Origin of the sequence: Malikia spinosa (genome assembly GCF_002980625.1) — a bacterium.
Classification (GTDB): Bacteria; Pseudomonadota; Gammaproteobacteria; order Burkholderiales; family Burkholderiaceae_C; genus Malikia; species Malikia spinosa.
Genome location: NZ_PVLR01000064.1, coordinates 13,060 through 32,750, shown reverse-complemented (window position 1 = coordinate 32,750; position 19,691 = coordinate 13,060). Strand labels below are relative to the sequence as shown.

At 66.0% G+C, this 19,691-nt stretch carries 19 protein-coding genes and 1 pseudogene; 8 read left to right on the top strand and 12 right to left on the bottom strand.

The window, feature by feature from the left end:
• Nucleotides 1-2: 2 nt before the first annotated feature.
• The 8 genes and pseudogenes from C6P61_RS16665 (at nucleotide 3) to cobA (ending at nucleotide 6,727) form a co-directional block, all read left to right on the top strand.
• Complete coding sequence (locus tag C6P61_RS16665) at nucleotides 3-1,205, top strand: cobalt-precorrin-5B (C(1))-methyltransferase (protein ID WP_105731039.1); 1,203 nt, start codon at nucleotides 3-5, stop codon at nucleotides 1,203-1,205.
• Nucleotides 1,202-2,539 carry a precorrin-6y C5,15-methyltransferase (decarboxylating) subunit CbiE gene (gene cbiE / locus C6P61_RS16660; protein WP_105731038.1) on the top strand — a complete coding sequence of 446 codons (1,338 nt, stop codon included), beginning with the start codon at nucleotides 1,202-1,204 and terminating at the stop codon, nucleotides 2,537-2,539. Before C6P61_RS16665 ends, cbiE begins: the two co-directional genes overlap by 4 nt.
• Nucleotides 2,532-3,356 (top strand): precorrin-2 C(20)-methyltransferase, encoded by an 825-nt coding sequence (cobI, locus tag C6P61_RS16655; RefSeq protein WP_105731037.1) that lies wholly within the window; start codon nucleotides 2,532-2,534, stop codon nucleotides 3,354-3,356. The genes cbiE and cobI overlap by 8 nt, the downstream gene beginning before the upstream one ends.
• Complete coding sequence (locus tag C6P61_RS16650) at nucleotides 3,353-4,159, top strand: cobalamin biosynthesis central domain-containing protein (protein WP_105731036.1); 807 nt, start codon at nucleotides 3,353-3,355, stop codon at nucleotides 4,157-4,159. Before cobI ends, C6P61_RS16650 begins: the two co-directional genes overlap by 4 nt.
• A pseudogene (locus C6P61_RS18080) lies at nucleotides 4,156-4,557 on the top strand (cobalamin biosynthesis protein); the annotation flags it as partial. The gene C6P61_RS16650 and the pseudogene C6P61_RS18080, both read left to right, overlap by 4 nt.
• A 60-nt stretch (nucleotides 4,558-4,617) precedes the next feature.
• Nucleotides 4,618-5,622 (top strand): precorrin-3B C(17)-methyltransferase, encoded by a 1,005-nt coding sequence (cobJ, locus tag C6P61_RS16645; RefSeq protein ID WP_211296997.1) that lies wholly within the window; start codon nucleotides 4,618-4,620, stop codon nucleotides 5,620-5,622.
• Nucleotides 5,619-5,960 (top strand): (2Fe-2S) ferredoxin domain-containing protein, encoded by a 342-nt coding sequence (locus tag C6P61_RS16640; RefSeq protein WP_105731034.1) that lies wholly within the window; start codon nucleotides 5,619-5,621, stop codon nucleotides 5,958-5,960. The genes cobJ and C6P61_RS16640 overlap by 4 nt, the downstream gene beginning before the upstream one ends.
• Entirely contained in the window at nucleotides 5,957-6,727 is a 771-nt protein-coding gene (cobA, locus tag C6P61_RS16635; protein WP_105731033.1) for a uroporphyrinogen-III C-methyltransferase, read from the top strand. The genes C6P61_RS16640 and cobA overlap by 4 nt, the downstream gene beginning before the upstream one ends.
• Before the next feature lie 67 nt (nucleotides 6,728-6,794).
• Here cobA and C6P61_RS16630 read toward each other — a convergent pair whose 3' ends face one another.
• The 12 genes from C6P61_RS16630 to C6P61_RS16575 all read right to left on the bottom strand — a co-directional run bounded on the left by C6P61_RS16630 (nucleotide 6,795) and on the right by C6P61_RS16575 (nucleotide 19,596).
• Entirely contained in the window at nucleotides 6,795-8,528 is a 1,734-nt protein-coding gene (locus tag C6P61_RS16630) for a cation:proton antiporter domain-containing protein (RefSeq protein ID WP_105731032.1), read from the bottom strand.
• Nucleotides 8,507-9,565, bottom strand: a complete 1,059-nt coding sequence (locus C6P61_RS16625; RefSeq protein WP_170067410.1) for a tyrosine-type recombinase/integrase — start codon at nucleotides 9,563-9,565, stop codon at nucleotides 8,507-8,509. Before C6P61_RS16625 ends, C6P61_RS16630 begins: the two co-directional genes overlap by 22 nt.
• A 95-nt stretch (nucleotides 9,566-9,660) precedes the next feature.
• A complete protein-coding gene (dnaQ, locus tag C6P61_RS16620; RefSeq protein WP_105731052.1) occupies nucleotides 9,661-10,386 on the bottom strand; it encodes a DNA polymerase III subunit epsilon in 726 nt (241 codons plus the stop codon).
• Nucleotides 10,387-10,400: 14 nt separating this feature from the next.
• Nucleotides 10,401-10,739: an ISC system 2Fe-2S type ferredoxin gene (gene fdx, locus C6P61_RS16615; protein WP_105731030.1), complete on the bottom strand. Its 339-nt coding sequence runs from the start codon at nucleotides 10,737-10,739 to the stop codon at nucleotides 10,401-10,403.
• Nucleotide 10,740: 1 nt separating this feature from the next.
• Nucleotides 10,741-12,642 (bottom strand): Fe-S protein assembly chaperone HscA, encoded by a 1,902-nt coding sequence (hscA, locus tag C6P61_RS16610; protein ID WP_105731029.1) that lies wholly within the window; start codon nucleotides 12,640-12,642, stop codon nucleotides 10,741-10,743.
• A gap of 141 nt (nucleotides 12,643-12,783) precedes the next feature.
• Nucleotides 12,784-13,317, bottom strand: coding sequence for a Fe-S protein assembly co-chaperone HscB (hscB, locus tag C6P61_RS16605; protein WP_105731028.1), 534 nt, complete (start codon nucleotides 13,315-13,317; stop codon nucleotides 12,784-12,786).
• 4 nt (nucleotides 13,318-13,321) lie between these two features.
• Entirely contained in the window at nucleotides 13,322-13,645 is a 324-nt protein-coding gene (gene iscA, locus C6P61_RS16600; RefSeq protein WP_105731027.1) for an iron-sulfur cluster assembly protein IscA, read from the bottom strand.
• A 38-nt stretch (nucleotides 13,646-13,683) separates the two neighbouring features.
• The gene (gene iscU, locus C6P61_RS16595) at nucleotides 13,684-14,073 is read right to left on the bottom strand and encodes a Fe-S cluster assembly scaffold IscU (RefSeq protein WP_105731026.1); all 390 of its coding nucleotides are present in this window, start codon (nucleotides 14,071-14,073) and stop codon (nucleotides 13,684-13,686) included.
• A gap of 25 nt (nucleotides 14,074-14,098) precedes the next feature.
• Nucleotides 14,099-15,319: an IscS subfamily cysteine desulfurase gene (locus C6P61_RS16590; RefSeq protein WP_105731025.1), complete on the bottom strand. Its 1,221-nt coding sequence runs from the start codon at nucleotides 15,317-15,319 to the stop codon at nucleotides 14,099-14,101.
• A gap of 37 nt (nucleotides 15,320-15,356) precedes the next feature.
• Nucleotides 15,357-15,890 carry an Rrf2 family transcriptional regulator gene (locus C6P61_RS16585; RefSeq protein ID WP_105731024.1) on the bottom strand — a complete coding sequence of 178 codons (534 nt, stop codon included), beginning with the start codon at nucleotides 15,888-15,890 and terminating at the stop codon, nucleotides 15,357-15,359.
• A gap of 117 nt (nucleotides 15,891-16,007) precedes the next feature.
• Entirely contained in the window at nucleotides 16,008-18,071 is a 2,064-nt protein-coding gene (uvrB, locus tag C6P61_RS16580) for an excinuclease ABC subunit UvrB (protein WP_105731023.1), read from the bottom strand.
• Nucleotides 18,072-18,117: 46 nt separating this feature from the next.
• The gene (locus C6P61_RS16575) at nucleotides 18,118-19,596 is read right to left on the bottom strand and encodes an AlbA family DNA-binding domain-containing protein (protein ID WP_105731022.1); all 1,479 of its coding nucleotides are present in this window, start codon (nucleotides 19,594-19,596) and stop codon (nucleotides 18,118-18,120) included.
• Between the last annotated feature and the right edge of the window lie 95 nt (nucleotides 19,597-19,691).

The window sequence follows — 19,691 nt, the reverse complement described above, 5'->3', positions numbered from 1 at the left end:
GCATGATGGACAAGAACTCCCCGCGCGGCACGCGCACCGGCTTCACCACCGGAGCCTGTTCAGCCGCAGCGGCACGAGCGGCGGCCATCGGGCTGGCTCAGGGCCAGGTACCCGCCGAGATTGAAAGCCTGCTGCCCAACGGCAGCCGGATATCTTTTGCGGTGCAGGATGGCCGCTGCGACGAGCGAACCGCGCATGCGGTGGTGGTGAAGTTCGCCGGCGACGATCCGGACTGCACCGACGGTGCCCACCTGACCGTCGACTTGCGTTTGCTGCCACACCAGCCAGGCACCCTGCTCTACCGCGCCGGCGAAGGCGTGGGCACGGTGACAATGCCGGGCCTTGGCCTGGAGGTCGGCGGTCCTGCCATCAATCCGGTGCCCAGGCAGAACATCCTGGACAACATCCGCGAAGCGGCCCCGGGCCTGCTGGCCGAGCACGGACTGGAAATCACCATCAGCGTGCCAGGGGGCCAGGACATGGCCCGCAAGACCACCAACGCGCGCCTGGGCATCCTGGGCGGCATCAGCATCCTGGGTACCACGGGCATCGTCAAACCCTATTCGACGGCGGCCTGGCGCGCCAGCGTGGTCCAGGGCATCCAGGTGGCGGCCACGCTGGGTCATGGCATGGTGGCCCTGACCACGGGCGGGCGCACTGAAAGCTTTGCCATGACCGAGCTGCGCCAGCAGCGTCCCGAATTGCCGGCAGCCTGTTTCGTGCAGATGGGCGATTTCCTGCGCTACGCCCTCGACGAGGTGGTGGCGCAAGGCATCCGCCTGGTGGTGCTGGGCGTGATGGTGGGCAAGCTCACCAAGATCGCCCAGGGCGAAACCATCACCCACGCCAATCGCGCCGAGGTCGACACCGATCTCGTCGCTCGCCTGGCGCGCGACATTGGTGCCAGCGAGGCGGACTGCCAGGCCATCGCACAGGCTGAAACCGCGCGCTTTGGCGCCGAGCTGATGGTGGAGCGCGGACTGGGCCCAGCCTTTCACCACGCACTGGCGCAAGCCGCCATCGACACCCTGACCGCGCCTGAGCGCTACGGCAACGCCTTCCAGTTGCGGGTGCTGGTGTGTGACTTTGCCGGCCAGAAAGTGGCCGACCTGTGGTCGGCTCTGGCCGATGAAGGCGCCTCGCCCGTCACTGCCGGGCGCACCGGCATTGGCCATATCCAGCACCCGGACTTCGACACCGAATGACCAGCCACTCCCTGCGCCAAGATCCCAACCCCTGCCGCGTGATCGGCGTGCTCGACGACGGGGTGGCCAGCCTGAGCGCCACCGCACTGGCCCACCTGCGCACCGCCGATGTCGTGGTGGGCGGCAGCCGCACCCTGGCGCTGTTCGCACGCGAATGCAAACCCGGCGTGGTGTTGCATGACCTGACAGGACAGCTCGGCGCCTTGCCCGAATGGATACGCGCGGCCCGGGCCGCGAACCAGGCCTGCGTGGTGCTGGCCACGGGTGACCCGCTGTGCCATGGCATTGCACCCTACCTGGCGCAGCAGCTGTGCCTTGATGCGCTGGAAATCCTGCCCAACCTGTCCACCCTGCAGCTGGCCTGCGCGCGAGTCGGCCTGGCGTGGCAGGACGCCGCCATCTTGTCGGTCCACGGCAAGGACGCCGGAGAATGGTCGCGCGGTAGCCGCCCCGAGCATGGTTTGTACCCGCTGGCGCAGGCCGTGCGCGCGCAGGAGCGCCTGCTGGTACTGACCAGCCCGGCCAACAGCCCGGACCGGCTGGCCCGTCTGCTGCTGACCGAGGGACTGGGCGACGACTTCCAGCTCGCGGTCGCCGCCGACCTGCTGCAAGCCACTGAACGGGTGTGGTCGCAACTGGCGCCATCGGACGCCGCCCAGATGGCTTTTCCGGCGCTGAACGTGGTGCTGTTGTGGCGGACTCGGCCGCGGCCCATGCCAGTGCAGATCGGGCTGGCGGACAGCGCCTACGAGCAACGCCAGCCCGACAAGGGTCTGATCACCAAGCAGGAGGTGCGCGCGGTCAGCCTGGCCAGGCTGCAACTGCGCGCCCACAGCGTGGTCTGGGACATCGGTGCCGGCTCGGGCTCGGTGGGACTGGAGGCGGCACGGCTCTGCCCGAAGGGCCATGTGTATGCGATCGAGAAGAACGAGGCCGACCATGCGATTGCCGCGCGCAACCATGCCGCCTTCGGCGTCAGCAACTACAGCCTGGCACTGGGCAAGGCACCGCAGCAGCTGGACCACTGGCCCAACCCGGACGCCGTGTTCATCGGCGGCTCGGGCGGCGAACTGGCCGAGCTCATCTACCTCGTGCTGCGCCGCTTGCGCCCGGGCGGACATCTCGTGATGAACTTCGTCACCCTGGAAAACCTGGCCACGGCCACCGCCACGCTGCAAGGCGCTGCGGCTGCGGCCGAGCTGTCATGGGACGTGTTGCAACTGCAGGCCTCCCGCAGCAAGCCGATTCTGCACATGCACCGCATGGCGGCCGAAAACCCGGTATGGCTGGTCTGCGCCCACAAACCCGAACCTCAGAGGCCCGCACATGACTGAAGCTGAACATCCCCGCCGAGGCACTTTGTGGGGCGTCTCCCTGGGTCCGGGCGCTCCGGGCTTGATCACCCGTGCCGCCTGGGCCGCCTTGCAGCGCCGCGACACCGTGTGGGTCTATCCCGCGCGCAGCGGCAAGACGCCCAGCTACGCGCTGGACATCGTGACCCGAGCCGGGTTGGTTCCGCCGGCCGACCACGCGCAGCTGCTGTTTCCCATGACGCACGATGGCGAAAAACTGGCGCGGGCCTGGCTGAAAGCCGCCCACACCGTGTTGCCCTGGCTGCAAGCCGGACGCGATGTGCTGTTCCTGGTCGAGGGCGATGCCAGCACCTACGCCACCTTCGGCCACCTGGCCCGCACCTTGCGCGCGCTCGACGCTGACTTGCCGCTGCAGGTGATCGCGGGCGTGAACTCCTTCACCGCCGCCTGTGCCGATGTCGGTGAGCCGTTCGCCGAGCAGGACGACACGGTCGCCATCGTGCCGGCAGCCTATGGCGTTGGTGCGGTGGACCGGCTGCTGCACGACTTCGACACCCTGGTGTTGATGAAGATCAAGCCCCTGCTGGACGAGCTGCTGACCTGGCTGGAAGACAAGGGTTTGTTGGCCCATGCACATTTCATCGAACGCGTCGGAGCCGAGGATGAACGGCGCCTGTCCGGCGCTGACCTGCTGGCCCTGCGCGGTCAGCGGGTCAGCTATCTGTCCCTGTTGATCGTGAAGAACCCGCACCGCGTGCGCGGTGAACGGATCAGGGGCTGCCTGAAGAAGACCAGCCTGGGCACCGTCCCCGTGGCGCAGGAGGAAGTGACGCCATGAGTGCAGAGACCACCGTGGTGCTGTCGGCACCCGCACTGACCGAGGTCGAGCACCGGATCTGCCTGGTTGCCATCACCAGGCATGGCGCGGCGCTGGCCGCGCGCCTGGCACGCGATCTGCCGCAGGCCCATGTCTGCAGCGCGAGCAAGTTCTCTGCCACCTTTGCCGACCTGCCACAGCCGGTGCATGCCTACGCAGGCGCCTTGCGCGACGAAATCCCCCGCCTGTTCGCACAGTACGACCAGCTGGTGTTCCTGGTCTCGCTCGGGGCCGTGGTTCGGCTGATCGCCTCCCACCTCAAAGGCAAGGACGAAGACCCGGGCGTGACCGTGGTCGACGATGCGGGTCAGTTCGTCATTCCGGTGCTGTCGGGCCATGTCGGTGGCGCCAACGCCATGAGCGAACGCGTGGCTGACCTGCTCGGCGCCACCGCCGTGCTGACAACCGCGTCCGATGTCGGCAAGACCATTCCGGTGGACATACTGGGTCGCCACCTGGGCTGGCGGGTCGAGGCGCCCAAGATCAACATCACCCGCGTGTCGGCGCATGTGGTCAATGGCGAACCGATCGCCTTCGTCCAGCAGGCCGGCAGCCGCCACTGGTGGACCCGTGCCACCCCCCTGCCAGCCAACATCGAATGCCTGGAGCATTGGGAACAGGTGCGGCCAGAACACCATCGCGCGGTGCTGTGGGTGACCCAGGCCGACATTCCGGCGGCGCATTGGCAGCAATGGGCCGAGCGCCTTGTGGTGTACCGCCCGCCGCTGGAGCCTGCAATCCCTGCCGATGAGGTCCGCGCGTGACGCCCCAGACCGACCATACCCTGGTGCTGGGACTCGGTTGCGATCGGGGTACCGCACTGGCCACGCTGCAAGAGGCGGTCGCCCAGGCGCTGCAACAACTGGGGGCCAGCGTGAACGCGGTAGCGACGCTGGCCAGCATCGACCTCAAGGCCGACGAACCCGGTCTGCTGTCCCTGGCCCTGCAGCTGAACTGTGCCATCCATTTCTACCCGGCGGCCGCACTGGCCGCGGTGCCTGTGCCCAACCCCAGTGCCACGGTGTTGCGCCACACCGGCACGCCATCGGTGAGCGAGGCAGCTGCCTTGCTGGCTGCTGGTGCGCCTGATCACCCAGCCCCACCCACTGCCCTGTGCCTGGAAAAGCACAAATGGCGGGGCGCGGACGGCAAGAACGCCACCGTGTCGATCGCCCGCCGGATTTCTCCCGCCCCCCCTACCCCTGCAGCAAGGAAAGCACGCATGACGACCCCATCCCCCATTCCTGACGCCGCGTCCACGGCCGGCAAGATCATGCTGGTCGGCATCGGTCCCGGCAGCGAAGCCCACATGACGGCGCGCGCGCGCCAGGCCATCCAGGAGGCCGACACCGTCATCGGCTATGTCACCTACATCAAGCTGGTGGCGGATCTGCTCGAAGGCAAGGAAATCATCCGCAAGAGCATGACCGAAGAGCTGGACCGCGCGGTCAGCGCGCTGGATGCGGCCCGGCAAGGCAAGAAGGTGGCACTGATCTCGTCCGGCGACGCGGGCGTCTACGGCATGGCCGGCCCGACCTACGAGGTGCTGTTCCAGGCCGGCTGGACTCCCGACGACCCGGTGCAGGTGGAAATCATCCCGGGTGCTTCGGCGCTCAACAGCTGCGCGGCGCTGGTCGGCGCACCGCTGACGCACGACTTCTGCGCCATCTCGCTGTCGGACCTGCTCACCCCCTGGCCCACCATCGCGCGGCGCCTCGATGCGGTAGCCATGGCCGACTTCGTGGTCGCGCTCTACAACCCCAAGAGCGGCCGGCGTACCCGACAGATCGTCGAAGCCCAGCGTCTGTTCCTGCGTCACCGCCGCCCGGACACGCCAGTGGCAATCGTCAAGAGCGCCTACCGCCGACGGGAACAGATCCTGTTCACCACCCTCGACCAGATGACCGAGGCCGACATCGGCATGCTGACCACGGTGCTGATTGGCAACAGCAATACCTTCGTACGCCACGGGCTGATGGTGACGCCTCGCGGCTATGCCAACAAGTACGACCTGGAACAGGGCGGAGACACCCGTGACGGGGAAAAACGCGGCCGATCCCTGTCCACCGGCCTGCTGGGCTGGCTTGACACCTTGCAGGCCGAACACGCCGAGGGACTGGACATCGATACCCTGGCCGCACGCCACCGGCTGCCTGCCGACTACATCCGTTCCACCCTGATGGAGCCGGTGACAGCAACCGCGGTGGAATCCGAGGAAAACGCATGAGCCATCCGGTGGAAAAACCCAAGATCGGTAACTACCACCGTCACCTGCTGCTGTGCACCGGAACGCGCTGCACCCAGGACGGTGCAGCGCAAGCCTTGTTCGACAGCCTGGGCGAAAAATTCAAGGCGGCCGGGCTGGACCAAGGCGAGCTGCGGGTCAAGCGCAGCCGGGTCAACTGCTTTGCGGCCTGCAAGGGCGGCCCGGTGATGTGCGTGCAGCCTGACGGCACCTGGTACTACAACGTGACCCCCGACAACATGGACCGCATCATCGAACAACATTTCGTGGGTGGGCAGCCCGTGCAAGACCTCGTGTTTCACCAGGGGCCCTCGTCATGATGCCGGTGCTGTCAGAACAGGCCAGAGGCACGGTGTCGCTGGTGGGCGCTGGCCCGGGTGATCTGGAGCTGCTGACCCTGCGCGCCTGGCGTCGCCTGCAGATGGCCGAAGTGCTGGTGTACGACAACCTGGTCGGTCCAGGTATCGTGGACCTGGCGCCGCCACAAGCGCAACGCCTCTACGTCGGCAAGGCCGCCGGGAACCACACCTTGCCGCAGGACGAGATTTGCCAGCTGCTGGTGCGGCTGGCGCAGCAGGGGCGGCGGGTGGTACGTCTCAAGGGCGGCGACCCGTTCGTGTTTGGGCGCGGCGGCGAGGAAATGGATCGGCTGCTGCAACACCAGATTCCGGTCGAAATCGTGCCTGGCATCACGGCTGCCCTGGGTGCAGCGGCCAGTTTTGGCTTTCCCTTGACACACCGCGATCATGCCCAGAGCTGCGTCTTCGTCACCGGCCACCAGAAAGATCACAAGGTCGAACTGAATTGGCCAGCACTGGCCCAGTCCGGGCAAACTGTGGTGATCTACATGGGCGTGACCGGTCTGGAAACCATCGCGTCCAGACTCCAGTCTGCGGGACTGCCAGGGAACACCCCGGCAGCACTGGTCTACAAGGCGACCTGGCCGCAAGAGGCCATTTTCCCCACTCGCCTGTGCGATCTGGCGAGCACCGCCGAACGGTACGGCGTGAAGCCGCCGAGCTTGTTGGTCATTGGGAGCGTGGTGTCGCTGGCGCAGGCGTGGAGCATCCGCTCGCATCCGTCATGAAGGCCGGGACTGATTCCGTGCCCTGACGAACAGATCAGCCGATACCGGCTGTGGTGATCCGGCGGGTTCAGCCATGGGATGACGCCGGGGCTTTTTCGCCTGGACTGGCTTGCGCTCCCAGGCGTTCCAGCACATGGTGGGTCATGCCCTTGGCCAGTTCCTCCTCGCCAAAGAAGACCTTGCCGATGCCATCCTTGCACAGCAGCACCGACTCATCCTCACTGTGCGTGCGCAGCACGATCTCGATACCGGGATTGAGCGTCCTGGCCGTCTCTGCCATCTGACGCAGGTTGAACAGATCAGGCGTTGCCACCACCAGCATCGCGGCCTCGGCCACATGGGCCTGGACCAGCACCACCGGATCGGCCGCATTGCCCGATACGGCCACCTTGCCCTGCTGGCGCAGGTCCTCGACCAGCTCGCGGTTCTGCTCCACCACCACATGGGGAATGCCGCTCGCCTCCAAGGCCTCGGCAATCCGCTTGCCGACCCGGCCATAACCCACCAGCACCACCTGTCCTTGCAGGTACTTGCGCTCGGTGCTGGTCGGCAGTTCGGCATAGGGGTCGGTTCTCTGCTCCAGCTGGCGCGCCAGCGCCGAGCGCTGCAGAATCCAGCGCCGCAGCGGCTCGACGGCCGCGAACAGCAGCGGATTGAGCGCGATCGAGATCAGCGCGCCGGCCAGCACCAGGCTCATGCCCTCGGCGGGCAGCAGTCCGAGCGACAGGCCCAAGCCGGCCAGGATGAAGGAGAACTCGCCGATCTGTGCCAGGCTGGCCGAAACCGTCAGCGCCGTGTTGAGCGGATAGCGCAAGGCCAGCACCAGGCCGAAGGCCGCCAGCGACTTGCCGAAGATGATGATGGTCACCACGCCCAGCACATGGACCGGTTGCTCCAACAGGATCGCCGGCTCGAACAGCATGCCAACCGAGACAAAGAACAGCACCGAGAACGCGTCGCGCAGCGGCAGCGATTCTGTCGCCGCCCGATGGCTGAACTCGGACTCGCGCATCACCATGCCGGCAAAGAAGGCGCCCAGCGCGAACGAGACGCTGAACAGCTGCGCCGCGCCGTAGGCGATGCCGATCGCAGCCACGATCACGGCCAGCGTGAACAGCTCGCGCGAGCCGGTGCGCGAGATCTGCCACAACAACCAGGGCAGCACGCGGCGCCCGGCCACCAGCATGATGGCGATGAAGGCCGCGACCTGGAGCAAGGTTTTTGCGATCGTCAGCCACAGGGGTTGCGGATTCGCCACTTCGGCGACCGAGCCGCCGAGCACCCCCGCCAGCGGCGGCAGCAGGACCAGCACCAGCACGGTCGCCAGATCCTCGACCACCAGCCAGCCGACCGCTATGCGGCCGTTCATGCTGTCGAGCACGCCCCGGGCTTCCAGCGCCTTGAGCAGCACGACCGTGCTGGCACAGGACAAGGACAGGCCAAAGATCAGCCCGGCGCCCCAGCTCCAGCCCCACCACCAGGCCACGGCCATGCCAAGCACCGTGGCCAGGCTCATCTGCACCACGGCCCCGGGTACCGCTAGGCGCTTGACCGCCAGCAGGTCGTTGAGCGAGAAATGCAGGCCGACGCCGAACATCAGCAGCATGACGCCGATCTCGGACAGCTGGGCCGCCAGATGCACATCGGCGACGAAGCCCGGCGTGCCGGGCCCGATCAGGATGCCGGCCAGCAGATAGCCCACCAGCGCCGGCACCTTGATGCGCTCGGCCAGGAAGCCCAGCACCAGCGCCACGCTGAAGCCGGCGGCCAGGGTGGTGATCAGGGGGATGTTGTGTTCCATGCTGTGTTGGCCTCCTTGCCGGTTTCCGATAAATGTGACAGATGCGCGCGCAGGTGCTCGAGCGCCAGTTTTCCCTGGTAGCCGGCGCGCCGGCAGACTTCATCCTGTGCCAGCCCAGCCTTGAGCCAGTGCAGGATCGCCGTATTGCGCAGCACCAGCGGCCCCAGATGGCGCGGCAGCCCGAGCGCTAGCGATTCGCAGGCCTGGGTGATCAGGCGCGAGGTCAGGTGAAACAGCACGCGGCGCGACAGCGGCTTGCGCCGCTCGGTGAAGAGCACCAGCTCGAGCACGACCAGCGTATCAGGCCGCCCCTTGGACAGGGTATCGCTGCGCACCGCCAGCCAGTCGCGCAAGGCCCCCGATGCCTGCGCGCCGAGCTGCAACTCGCGCCGCTGCGCGGCCCGATTGCCCTGCAGCCGGATCGTGATCAGGCTGCCCACGGGGCCATCGCCCTCACCCGCCATGGCCTCGTCGAGCTGGCCCAGGTTCAAGGCCGCGAGCTCGGCCGGGGTCAGCGCCGCATCCAGCATCAGACACAGCAGCGCGCGGTCGCGCAAGGCAAACGGTGACCGATCAGCCGGTTCTTGCGCGGCCTGCTCGAGCAGCCGGTTCCAGATGCCGGGCGCGAGCACCTCGGCATCGGGCCGGTCCTCGCCCGCCAGCTCATAGAGCCGCAGCATCGGGTTTTCTGCCAGCAGGCCCAGCCGCTGCAGATGGCCGTAGACCCCGCGCAGCACCATGCAGTAGCGCTCGCGCGTGACGATCGAGATCTCCGGCGAACTGCCGCTGCGCTGGGTCGCGGGCTTGACGCGATCGAGCAGAAATTCCATCGCCTGCGCCGGCCCCGCTGCCAGCACCAGCTCGGTCCAGTCGCCCTGCCCCGACCTGTCGGCCCCGAGTAGCCACTGGCACCAGGACGACCAGATGTAGCGATAGGGTTCGGCCGCGTGAGGAGTCAGCGGGTTTTCTCGCTCGCTGGCGCGTTCGAGCAGCCAGGATTCGAACCACTCCAGTGGGACGGCAGCTACTGACCCCACTTTTTGTTTACTTGTGTCCATACAGTTAAACTTTAATTTGCGTAAGTAACAAGTACAGGACAATGATAAACCCGGGACAGGCCCGGGTGCAAGCTTCAAGCTGCTGCGGCTTGCATTTCGAGCTGACGCCAGACGGTCTTGCCCTTGCTGGCCTTGTCGAGGTCGGCCAGCAGCGCCTCGTGCGCCTGCAGCTCAACTTCGCTCAGGCCCAGCACCGGCAGCTCGAAGCGGCTCAGGTCGATCGCGACCAGCTGGCCGTCGGCCCCAGCCTCGCCGCTCTCGACTTCCATTGCGAGGGCGTTCTGCCCGCGCGTCATGTTGATGTAGACGTCGGCCAGCAGCTCGGCATCGAGCAAGGCGCCATGGAAATTGCGCCCCGAGTTGTCGACCCCGAGTCGGTCGCACAGCGCGTCAAGGCCATTGCGCTTGCCTGGGAACATTTCCTTGGCCATAGCCAGGGTATCGATCACGCCATCGAGCCAGTCGGTGATCTTGCCGCGCCCGAGCCGGCGCAGCTCCTCGTTCAGGAAGCCGATGTCGAACGGCGCGTTGTGCGCCAGCAGCTCGGCGCCCTGCAGGTAGTCGAGCAGGTCGTCGGCAACGGCGCGGAACTTGGGCTTGTCGGCCAGGAACTCGATCGAGATGCCGTGCACCCGCTGGGCCTCCTCGTGGATCGCGCGGTCCTCGGGGTGCAGGTAGAAATGGCGGTTGTTGCCGGTCAGCTTGCGGTTGACCAGCTCGACGCAGCCAATCTCGATGATGCGGTCACCGTCGATGGCCGACAGGCCGGTGGTTTCGGTATCGAGGACGATCTGGCGCATGCGCAACTCCGGTTTCAGTGGTGCTCGCGCGCGTGGTTGATGGTGTAGCGCGGGATCTCGATGGTGAGATCCTGCTTGGCCAGTCGCGCCTGGCAGCTCAGGCGCGACTGCGGCTCCAGGCCCCAGGCCTTGTCGAGCAGGTCTTCCTCTTCCTCGGTCGCCTCGTTCAGGCTATCTATCCCCGAGCGCACGATCACATGGCAGGTGGTGCAGGCACAGCTCATGTCGCAGGCATGCTCGATCTCGATCTCGTGGTCGAGCAGCGCCTCGCAGATGGTGGTGCCCGGCAGGGCCTGGATCTCGGTGCCTTGCGGGCAGTATTCGGGATGGGGCAGGATCTTGATGATCGGCATGTCAGAAATTCTCCACGTTTTTGCCGGACAGGGCACGGGCAATGCCGCGGTTCATGCGCATGGCGGCAAAGGCTTCGGTGCCCTTGGCCAAGGCTTCAGTCGCGGCCTCGATGCTGGCGGCATCAGCCGAACTGGTGCGGATGGCGTCGGTCTCTCCGAGCAGGCGGTCGATTGCCGCGCGCATGTCGGGTTCGAGCAGGTCAGCGTCGGCCGCCAGCGCGCTGCGGGTGGCATCGAGCATGCGCTCGGCCTCGACCCGGGCCTCGACCAGCGCGCGCGCAGCCATGTCCTGTTGCGCGGTGGCGAAGCTGTCTTGCAGCATGGCGGCGATCTGGTCGTCCGACAGGCCGTAGCTCGGCTTGACCACGATCTGGGCCTCGACCCCACTGCCCTGCTCTTTCGCGCCCACGGTCAGCAGGCCGTCGGCATCGATGGTGAAGGTGACGCGGATGCGCGCGGCACCGGCCGGCATCGGCGGGATGCCGCGCAGCTCGAAGCGCGCCAGGCTGCGGCAGTCGACCACCAGGTCGCGTTCGCCCTGCAGCACATGCAGCGCCAGCGCGGTCTGGCCGTCCTTGAAGGTGGTGAAATCCTGCGCCAGCGCGGTCGGAATCGTGGTGTTGCGCGGCACGATGCGTTCGACCAGTCCGCCCATGGTCTCGATCCCGAGCGAGAGCGGAATGACGTCGAGCAGCAGCAGATCGCCGTCAGGGTTGTTGCCCGCGAGCTGATTCGCCTGGATCGCCGCGCCGAGCGCGACCACCTCGTCCGGGTTCAGGTTCGTCAGCGGCGGCTGGCCGAAAAATTCGCCGACCGCCTGCCTCACAACCGGCATGCGGGTCGAGCCGCCAACCATCACCACGCCCTTGACTTCGGACTTGTCGAGGCGCGCGTCGCGCAGCACGCGCTTGACGGCGACCATGGTGCGCTGCGTCAGCTCAGAGCAGGCCTGGGCGAATTCGGCATGGGTCACTTCGCGCGCCAGGGTCTGGCCGGCGAGCAGGACCTCGAAGCGCACCGCCACGCCATCATCGGCATGGGCCGACAGCGCTTCCTTGACGCGACGCGCCTCGGCTTGCAGGCGGGCGCGCTCGCCAGCCGGCAATTCATCGGCCTTGAGCGGATGGCCGCCTTGCTGCAACACCCAATCAGCCAGCGCGCGGTCGTAGTCGTCGCCGCCGAGCGCGGAATCACCGCCGGTGGCCATGACCTCGAACACGCCCTGGGTCAGGCGCAGGATCGAGACGTCGAAGGTACCGCCGCCGAGGTCATAGACCGCGTAGACGCCTTCCGAGCCCTGGTCCAGCCCGTAGGCGATCGCCGCCGCGGTGGGCTCGTTGATCAGGCGCAACACTTCCAGGCCAGCCATCTGCGCGGCGTCCTTGGTCGCCTGGCGCTGGGCGTCGTCGAAATAGGCCGGCACCGTGATGACGGCACCGAACAGGTCGTTGTCGAAGCTGTCCTCGGCGCGAAAACGCAGCGTGGCCAGGATCTCGGCGCTGACCTCGACCGGCGACTTGTCGCCCGCCACGGTGCGCACCGCTGCCATGCCGGGGCCATCGACCACCGTGTAGGGCAGCTTGGCCGCCACACCCTGGGCTTGCAGGTCGGCCAGCTTGCGCCCCATCAGGCGCTTGACCGAACTGATGGTGTTGTACGGATCGTCGATCTGGGCGGCGAGCGCGTCCCAGCCGATCGATCGGCCCGAGCCAGACCCGGGCGCCAGATAGCGCACCACGCTGGGCAGGATCACGCGGCCCTGCTCGTCAGGCAGGCATTCGGGCACGCCGTGACGCACCGAGGCGACCAGCGAATGGGTGGTACCGAGGTCGATGCCGACAGCCACGCGCCGCTGATGCGGGTCGGGCGTCTGGCCGGGTTCGGAGATTTGCAGCAGGGCCATGGGGCAAGGCGGGCATAAAAGCCCGGGGTAAAAACTCGGTCCCGGAAAATCCCGGGCAAGCCCGCTATTGTCGCAGGCGAAGCAGCCCTGGAAGATCAGGCGGATTTTCCGGCGCGGGATGGAGAAAAGATCGGGACAGGATCAGAGCCGGTCGAGCCGGCCGTGCAGGTCGTCGGCAAAACGCTCGACGAACATCAGCGCCCTGACCTGCTGGGCCGCAGCCAGCGCGTCGCGCTGCTGGTCAATCGTGCGGCCGAGCTGATCCAGACTGTCGCGCCGGAAGGCCTGGGTCTGCTCCAGCAGGGCCTCGATGGCCTCGGCGCCAGCAGCCTCCTCGAGCGCTTCACGCCACTCCATCTGTTGCATCAGGAAGGCGGTGGGCATCGCGGTGTTGCTTTCGGCCTTGATCGGGGCGCCGTTGAGCTCGCACCAGTAGGCCGCGCGCTTCAACGGGTCCTTCAGGCGCTGGTAGGCCTCGTTGATGCGCACCGACCATTGCATCGCGACGCGCTGGGCCGCCGTCCCCTGGGCCGCGAAGCGGTCGGGGTGGGCCTGGCGCTGCAACGCCTTCCAGCGTTCGTCGAGCGCGGCGCGGTCGAGCGCAAAGCCCATGGGCAGGCCGAACAGACGGAAATCGTCGTCCTGCAGGCTCGGCGCCTCGACTCCGGACTCCATGAACTCAGACACGGAACGACTCTCCACAGCCGCAACGGTCGCGCTCGTTCGGGTTGTTGAAGCGAAAGCCCTCGTTCAAGCCCTCGCGCACGAAGTCCAGCGTCATGCCGTCGAGATAGGCCATCGACTTGGGATCGATCATGATCTGGATGCCCTTGTCCTCGAACACCACGTCCTCGGGAGCGACATCGTCGGCGTACTCGAGCTTGTAGGCCAGGCCCGAGCAGCCGGTGGTCTTGACGCCCAGCCGCACCCCGACCCCCTTGCCACGACGGCTCAGGTATTTGGTGACATGCTTGGCGGCGGCTTCAGTGAGGGTGACGGACATGGTGAGCGCAGGATAAGGGGTCGGTCGGGGTCAGTGGATCAGGCGGCGACGTGCTTCTTCTTGTAGTCGTCGACGGCCGCCTTGATGGCGTCCTCGGCCAGGATCGAGCAGTGGATCTTGACCGGCGGCAGCGCCAGCTCCTCGGCGATCTCGCTGTTCTTGATCTGAGCCGCTTCGTCCAGCGTCTTGCCCTTGACCCATTCGGTCACCAGCGAGCTCGATGCGATCGCCGAGCCGCAGCCGTAGGTCTTGAAGCGCGCGTCCTCGATCACGCCGGTAGCCGGGTTGACCTTGATCTGCAGCTTCATGACGTCGCCGCAGGCCGGTGCACCCACCATGCCGGTGCCGACGTCCTCGTCGCCCTTTTCGAAGCTGCCGACGTTGCGGGGGTTTTCGTAGTGGTCAACGACCTTGTCAGAGTAAGCCATGTCAATTCTCCTGTTCAGTGCGGGATCAGTGGGCAGCCCACTGGATGGTCGAGATGTCGATGCCGTCCTGGTACATGTCCCACAGCGGCGAGAGCTCGCGCAGCTTGGCGACATTGGTCTTGATCGACTCGATCGCGGTGTCGACCTCTTCCTCGGTGGTCCAGCGGCCGATCGTCATGCGCAGGCTGCTGTGCGCCAGCTCGTCGCTGCGGCCCAGGGCGCGCAGCACATAGCTGGGCTCCAGGCTGGCCGAGGTGCAGGCCGAGCCGGAGGAGACCGCCAGGCCCTTGATGCCCATGATCAGCGACTCGCCCTCGACATAGTTGAAGCTCATGTTGAGGTTGTGCGGGATGCGGCGGGTCTCGTGACCGTTCAGGAAGGTCTGCTCGATCGAGGACAGGCCGGCGAACATGCGGTCGTGCAACGCCTGGATGCGCGGCAGCTCGGTCGCCATCTCGGCCTGGGCAATCGCGTAGGCCTCGCCCATGCCGACGATCTGGTGCGTCGGCAGCGTGCCTGAGCGCATGCCACGCTCGTGACCACCACCATGCATCTGCGCTTCCAGGCGGATGCGCGGCTTGCGACGCACATAGAGCGCGCCCACGCCCTTGGGGCCGTAGGTCTTGTGCGAGGTCAGGCTCATCAGGTCGACCGGCAGCGTCGCCAGGTCGACATGGACGCGGCCGGTGGCCTGCGCCGCATCGACGTGGAAAATCACACCCTTCTCGCGGCAGATCGCGCCGATGGCCGGAATGTCCTGGATCACGCCGATCTCGTTGTTGACGAACATCACGCTGGCCAGGATGGTGTCGGGACGGATCGCGGCCTTGAAGGCCTCGAGGTCGAGCAGGCCATCGGGCTGGACGTCGAGGTAGGTGACCTCGAAGCCCTCGCGCTCGAGGTGGCGGCAGGTATCGAGCACGGCCTTGTGCTCGGTCTTGACCGTGATCAGGTGCTTGCCCTTCCCCTGGTAGAAATGGGCCGCGCCCTTGATCGCCAGGTTGTTGGACTCGGTCGCGCCGCTGGTCCAGACGATCTCACGCGAATCGGCGCCGATCAAGGAGGCGACCTGCTCGCGCGCCTTCTCGATCGCGGCTTCAGCTTCCCAGCCCCAGGCGTGGCTGCGCGAGGCCGGGTTGCCGAAATGCTCGTTCAACCAGGGGATCATCTTGTCGACGACGCGCGGGTCGCAAGGCGTGGTCGCGCTGTAGTCGAGGTAGATCGGGTAATGCGGGGTGGTGCTCATGATGTCATCCTGTGAAAAGGGGCCTGCGGGCGCGAGCTTACTTGGCTGCGGCAGTCCCGAGTGCAAAGACGGAATTGGGGGCGTTGACGCGGATCGGCTTGACCACCGGCGCGGAGGAGATCGCGCGCCGGATCTGCGGCACCGACTCGATCACCACGCCCTTGGCCAGTTGTTCGTCGATCAGCTTTTGCAGCGTGATCGAGCTCAGGAACTCGACCATCTTGGCGTTGAGCTGATCCCAGAGGTCATGCGTCAGGCAGGGCATGCCGTCACCGAGGCAGTTGCTCTTGCCACCGCAGCCGGTCGCATCGATCGGCTCGTCGACCGAGACGATAATGTCGGCCACCGTGATCGCGTCGGCCTTGCGGCCCAGAGTGTAGCCGCCGCCGGGACCGCGGGTCGACTCGACCAGCAGGTTGCGGCGCAGCTTGCCGAACAGCTGCTCGAGGTAGGACAGGGAGATCTGCTGGCGCTGACTGATGGCGGCCAGCGTCACCGGACCGCTGCCCTGGCGCAGGGCCAGGTCGATCATGGCGGTGACGGCGAAACGGCCCTTGGTGGTAAGGCGCATGGCAAACTCCTGGAAATGGCCGGGGAAACCTGCCCTCTTCGCACCTGCAAGGAGGATCGCATCGAATCCCGAGCGTTTCAGTCAAGTATACACCAATCCCGACTGTTTTAGTAGGCATTAAAGCTGGTCGCTGCCATGCGCGCCCAGCACCCGGTCCTTCAGGCGGGCCAGCTGGTCGCGTACCCGCGCCGCCTGCTCGAACTCCAGGTTGCGCGCATGCTCGAGCATCTGCTTCTCGAGCCGCTTGATCTCGCGCGCCAGCTCCTTCTCGCCCATGTCGGCGATATCGGCCATCTGCTGCTGCGCCAGCTCGAGCTTCTTGGCCTCCTCGCCGGCCTTCTCGCTGTAGACGCCTTCGATCAGGTCCTTGATGCGCTTGACCACGCCGCGCGGCGTGATGCCATGGGCCAGGTTGAAGGCGACTTGCTTGGCGCGCCGGCGCTCGGTCTCGCCAATGGCGCGCTGCATCGAGTCGGTGATGCGGTCGGCATACAGGATCGCCTTGCCGTTGAGGTTGCGTGCCGCGCGGCCTATGGTCTGGATCAGGCTGCGCTCGGAGCGCAGGAAGCCTTCCTTGTCAGCGTCGAGGATCGCCACCAGCGAGACCTCGGGGATGTCCAGTCCCTCGCGCAGCAGGTTGATGCCGATCAGCACGTCGAACACACCCAGGCGCAGGTCGCGCAGGATCTCGACCCGCTCGACCGTGTCGATGTCGCTGTGCAGGTAGCGCACCTTGACCCCGTTCTCGGTCATGTAGTCGGTCAGCTGCTCGGCCATGCGCTTGGTCAGGGTCGTGATCAGCACCCGCTCCTCGCGCTCGATGCGCAGCCGGATCTCGCCCAGCACGTCATCGACCTGGTGCGTCGCCGGGCGCACCTCGACCACCGGATCGACCAGGCCGGTCGGGCGCACCACCTGCTCGACCACCTGGCCGCTGTGCTGCTGCTCGTAGGCAGCTGGCGTGGCCGAGACGAACACGCACTGACGCATCTTGGTCTCGAACTCCTCGAGCTTGAGCGGACGGTTGTCCAGCGCCGACGGCAGGCGAAAGCCATACTCGACCAGCGTGGTCTTGCGCGCGCGGTCGCCGTTGTACATGCCGCCGAGCTGGCCGATCATGACGTGGCTCTCGTCGAGGAACATCAGCGCGTCTTTCGGCAGGTAATCGGTCAGGGTGCTGGGCGCCTCGCCGGCGGCAGATCCGCTCAGGTGCCGGCTGTAGTTCTCGATCCCCTTGCAGTGGCCGACCTCGGTCAGCATCTCGAGGTCGAAGCGGGTGCGCTGCTCCAGGCGCTGCGCCTCGACCAACTTGCCCATGCCAACCAGCTGCTGCAAGCGCTCGGCCAGCTCGAGCTTGATTGCCTCCACCGCCGACAGCACCTGCTCCCGGGGCGTGACGTAATGGCTCGACGGATAGACCGTGAAACGCGGGATCTTCTGCCGGATGCGACCGGTCAGCGGATCGAACAGCTGCAGCGTCTCGACCTCGTCATCAAACAGCTCGATGCGGATCGCCAGCTCGGAATGCTCGGCCGGGAATACATCGATGGTGTCGCCACGGACTCGGAACTTGCCACGGGAAAAATCCTGCTCGTTGCGCTGGTACTGCATGCGCACCAGCTGGGCGATCAGGTCGCGCTGGCCGTAGCGGTCTCCCACGCGCAGCGTCATGATCATCTGGTGATAGCTCTCGGGCTTGCCGATGCCGTAGATGGCTGACACCGTCGCCACGATCACCACGTCGCGCCGCTCGAGCAAGCTCTTGGTACAGGACAGGCGCATCTGCTCGATATGCTCGTTGATCGCGCTGTCCTTCTCGATGAACAGGTCGCGCTGCGGCACATAGGCCTCGGGCTGGTAGTAGTCGTAGTAGCTGACGAAATACTCGACCGCGTTCTTCGGGAAGAACTCGCGGAACTCGGAGTAGAGCTGCGCGGCCAGCGTCTTGTTGGGCGCGAACACGATCGCCGGGCGGCCCAGGCGCGCGATCACGTTGGCCATGGTGAAGGTCTTGCCCGAGCCGGTCACGCCGAGCAGGGTCTGGAACACCTCGCCGTCGTTGATGCCATCGACCAGCTGCGCGATCGCGGTCGGCTGGTCGCCCGCGGGCGGGAAAGGCTGGAACAGCTCGAACGGCGAACCGGGGAAGGTGACCAACTGGCCTTGGGATTCTTCAGACATGCCGAATTGTTTCACAAGGCGGACAACTGGCAGGTGCTGGCAGGTGTCAGGTTTTTGCCAAGGCTGCGCTAGCAAGCGCTTGCCGGGCCAGTTCAGTCAGTCGGTATTTCTGGAGCCGGCTCTGCGGCTTGTCTGGCAATGTCATCTCGATCCAGCCCAGCTCCAGCAGGCGCCGGACTTGCTTGTGCAGCTCGCCCGAAACAGTTTGATGCCCGAGGGATTTCGCCAGCTCGGACTTGCCCCGGAGCTGCTCGTTGAGCAGCAGCACGATTCTGGCGGCAAGCTTCGACTCTAGCCGTGACTCTAGCCGTGACTCTAGCCGTTCATCTGGTGCAGGCTGGAAGTGGCTGGAGTCGTGAAGAACAGGCAGCGGAATCACCTGTGGCTGCTTGAGGTAGATCGTCAGGCGCAAGTGCATGCCCAGCTCGGCAATGGCTGGCTCGGGCAGGCCCAGCGACTCAGCTTCACTGAAGATGCGGCGCACCCCGCTACCCCATTGCTCAATCAGCCCGAGCTCCCGGAAGGTGCGCGCGATCACGCGATTGCGCAGGTTGGAAACGCCTTGCTTCATGTCCTCGATGGTCATGCCGGGCACCAGGATGCCAGGGCTCTCGACCTCGATGCGGTCATCAAAAAATGCGACCCGCACGGGTGAACCCGCTTGTGAGTAATCGGCATGCACCAGCGCGTTGACGATCGCCTCGCGCAGCATCAGCAGAGGGATGCTCCAGACATCCTTGCGCTGCAGGTCCGACAGATCGGCACTCTTGTACGCATGCTTCTTCAGGAAAGCCGTCACCTGCTCGACGCTATCGGGCAGATTGGTCCGGATATCGGTGTGATCAAAAATATGCGACTTGTCGCAGCCACGAAAGCGCCCGCACTGGACCCATGCATCGGGGAAAAATGCATCACGGGACTTGCCAAACAACAGCACTGCGCCTTTGGTCGGAACCAGGCGTCCTTGCTCGCGCGTCAACAGGCGCAGCGACAGCAGCTCCTGCTCGATCAGGGCGCGTGGGGCAAACCAGCGGCGCGCCGCTTCCAGATCCAGGTCTTCAACGCCCAGGTCAGAGACAGGCAGCTCGTCAAACACGACCCCCATCGCCGACCGCTGCAACTGCGCCACCAACTCGGGCCCAGCCTGCCGGTTGCTGGAACCCAGCCGAACGTAGCTACCTTGCTCACGCCCCTCCGACTTGATGTAATGCGGGCGCAGGCTGCTGGGAAATACTTCGACCAGCAGCAGACTTTTTCCTTCGAGCGTTACATGCTCGATGCTCGGGACAAGGCGTGGCGCAATGGCGTCGGCCACCTGATTGGCCAAACGCTCCTCATCGTCCAGTGGCTGCGCCACCCCTTGGGCCTGTCCACTGTCGTCTACCCCTACCAACAGGCAACCACCCGCCGTGTTCGCAAAAGCGACCAGCGTCTTGAGCAGGTTGCGTGGTGACGACAGGTCACGCTTGAACTCAAGGGTCTTGCCTTCAGGCCGCGTCAATAGCTGTTCAACTGTTGGATGCATTTCAACTCAATTGTTTCACAAGGCGGGACGGAATGATCCGCTCGGGCCCAGCGCATTGACCACTGCAGCCAAGCTAAAATACCCGCCTTTGTGCT

What these genes read in the sequence shown, in the direction of transcription:
- C6P61_RS16665 (WP_105731039.1), top strand. Translation starts at nt 3, where the DNA reads ATGATGGACAAGAACTCCCCGCGCGGCACGCGCACCGGCTTCACCACC.
- cbiE (WP_105731038.1), top strand. Translation starts at nt 1,202, where the DNA reads ATGACCAGCCACTCCCTGCGCCAAGATCCCAACCCCTGCCGCGTGATC.
- cobI (WP_105731037.1), top strand. Translation starts at nt 2,532, where the DNA reads ATGACTGAAGCTGAACATCCCCGCCGAGGCACTTTGTGGGGCGTCTCC.
- C6P61_RS16650 (WP_105731036.1), top strand. Translation starts at nt 3,353, where the DNA reads ATGAGTGCAGAGACCACCGTGGTGCTGTCGGCACCCGCACTGACCGAG.
- cobJ (WP_211296997.1), top strand. Translation starts at nt 4,618, where the DNA reads ATGACGACCCCATCCCCCATTCCTGACGCCGCGTCCACGGCCGGCAAG.
- C6P61_RS16640 (WP_105731034.1), top strand. Translation starts at nt 5,619, where the DNA reads ATGAGCCATCCGGTGGAAAAACCCAAGATCGGTAACTACCACCGTCAC.
- cobA (WP_105731033.1), top strand. Translation starts at nt 5,957, where the DNA reads ATGATGCCGGTGCTGTCAGAACAGGCCAGAGGCACGGTGTCGCTGGTG.
- C6P61_RS16630 (WP_105731032.1), bottom strand. Translation starts at nt 8,528, where the DNA reads ATGGAACACAACATCCCCCTGATCACCACCCTGGCCGCCGGCTTCAGC.
- dnaQ (WP_105731052.1), bottom strand. Translation starts at nt 10,386, where the DNA reads ATGCGCCAGATCGTCCTCGATACCGAAACCACCGGCCTGTCGGCCATC.
- fdx (WP_105731030.1), bottom strand. Translation starts at nt 10,739, where the DNA reads ATGCCGATCATCAAGATCCTGCCCCATCCCGAATACTGCCCGCAAGGC.
- hscA (WP_105731029.1), bottom strand. Translation starts at nt 12,642, where the DNA reads ATGGCCCTGCTGCAAATCTCCGAACCCGGCCAGACGCCCGACCCGCAT.
- hscB (WP_105731028.1), bottom strand. Translation starts at nt 13,317, where the DNA reads ATGGAGTCCGGAGTCGAGGCGCCGAGCCTGCAGGACGACGATTTCCGT.
- iscA (WP_105731027.1), bottom strand. Translation starts at nt 13,645, where the DNA reads ATGTCCGTCACCCTCACTGAAGCCGCCGCCAAGCATGTCACCAAATAC.
- iscU (WP_105731026.1), bottom strand. Translation starts at nt 14,073, where the DNA reads ATGGCTTACTCTGACAAGGTCGTTGACCACTACGAAAACCCCCGCAAC.
- C6P61_RS16590 (WP_105731025.1), bottom strand. Translation starts at nt 15,319, where the DNA reads ATGAGCACCACCCCGCATTACCCGATCTACCTCGACTACAGCGCGACC.
- C6P61_RS16585 (WP_105731024.1), bottom strand. Translation starts at nt 15,890, where the DNA reads ATGCGCCTTACCACCAAGGGCCGTTTCGCCGTCACCGCCATGATCGAC.
- uvrB (WP_105731023.1), bottom strand. Translation starts at nt 18,071, where the DNA reads ATGTCTGAAGAATCCCAAGGCCAGTTGGTCACCTTCCCCGGTTCGCCG.
- C6P61_RS16575 (WP_105731022.1), bottom strand. Translation starts at nt 19,596, where the DNA reads ATGCATCCAACAGTTGAACAGCTATTGACGCGGCCTGAAGGCAAGACC.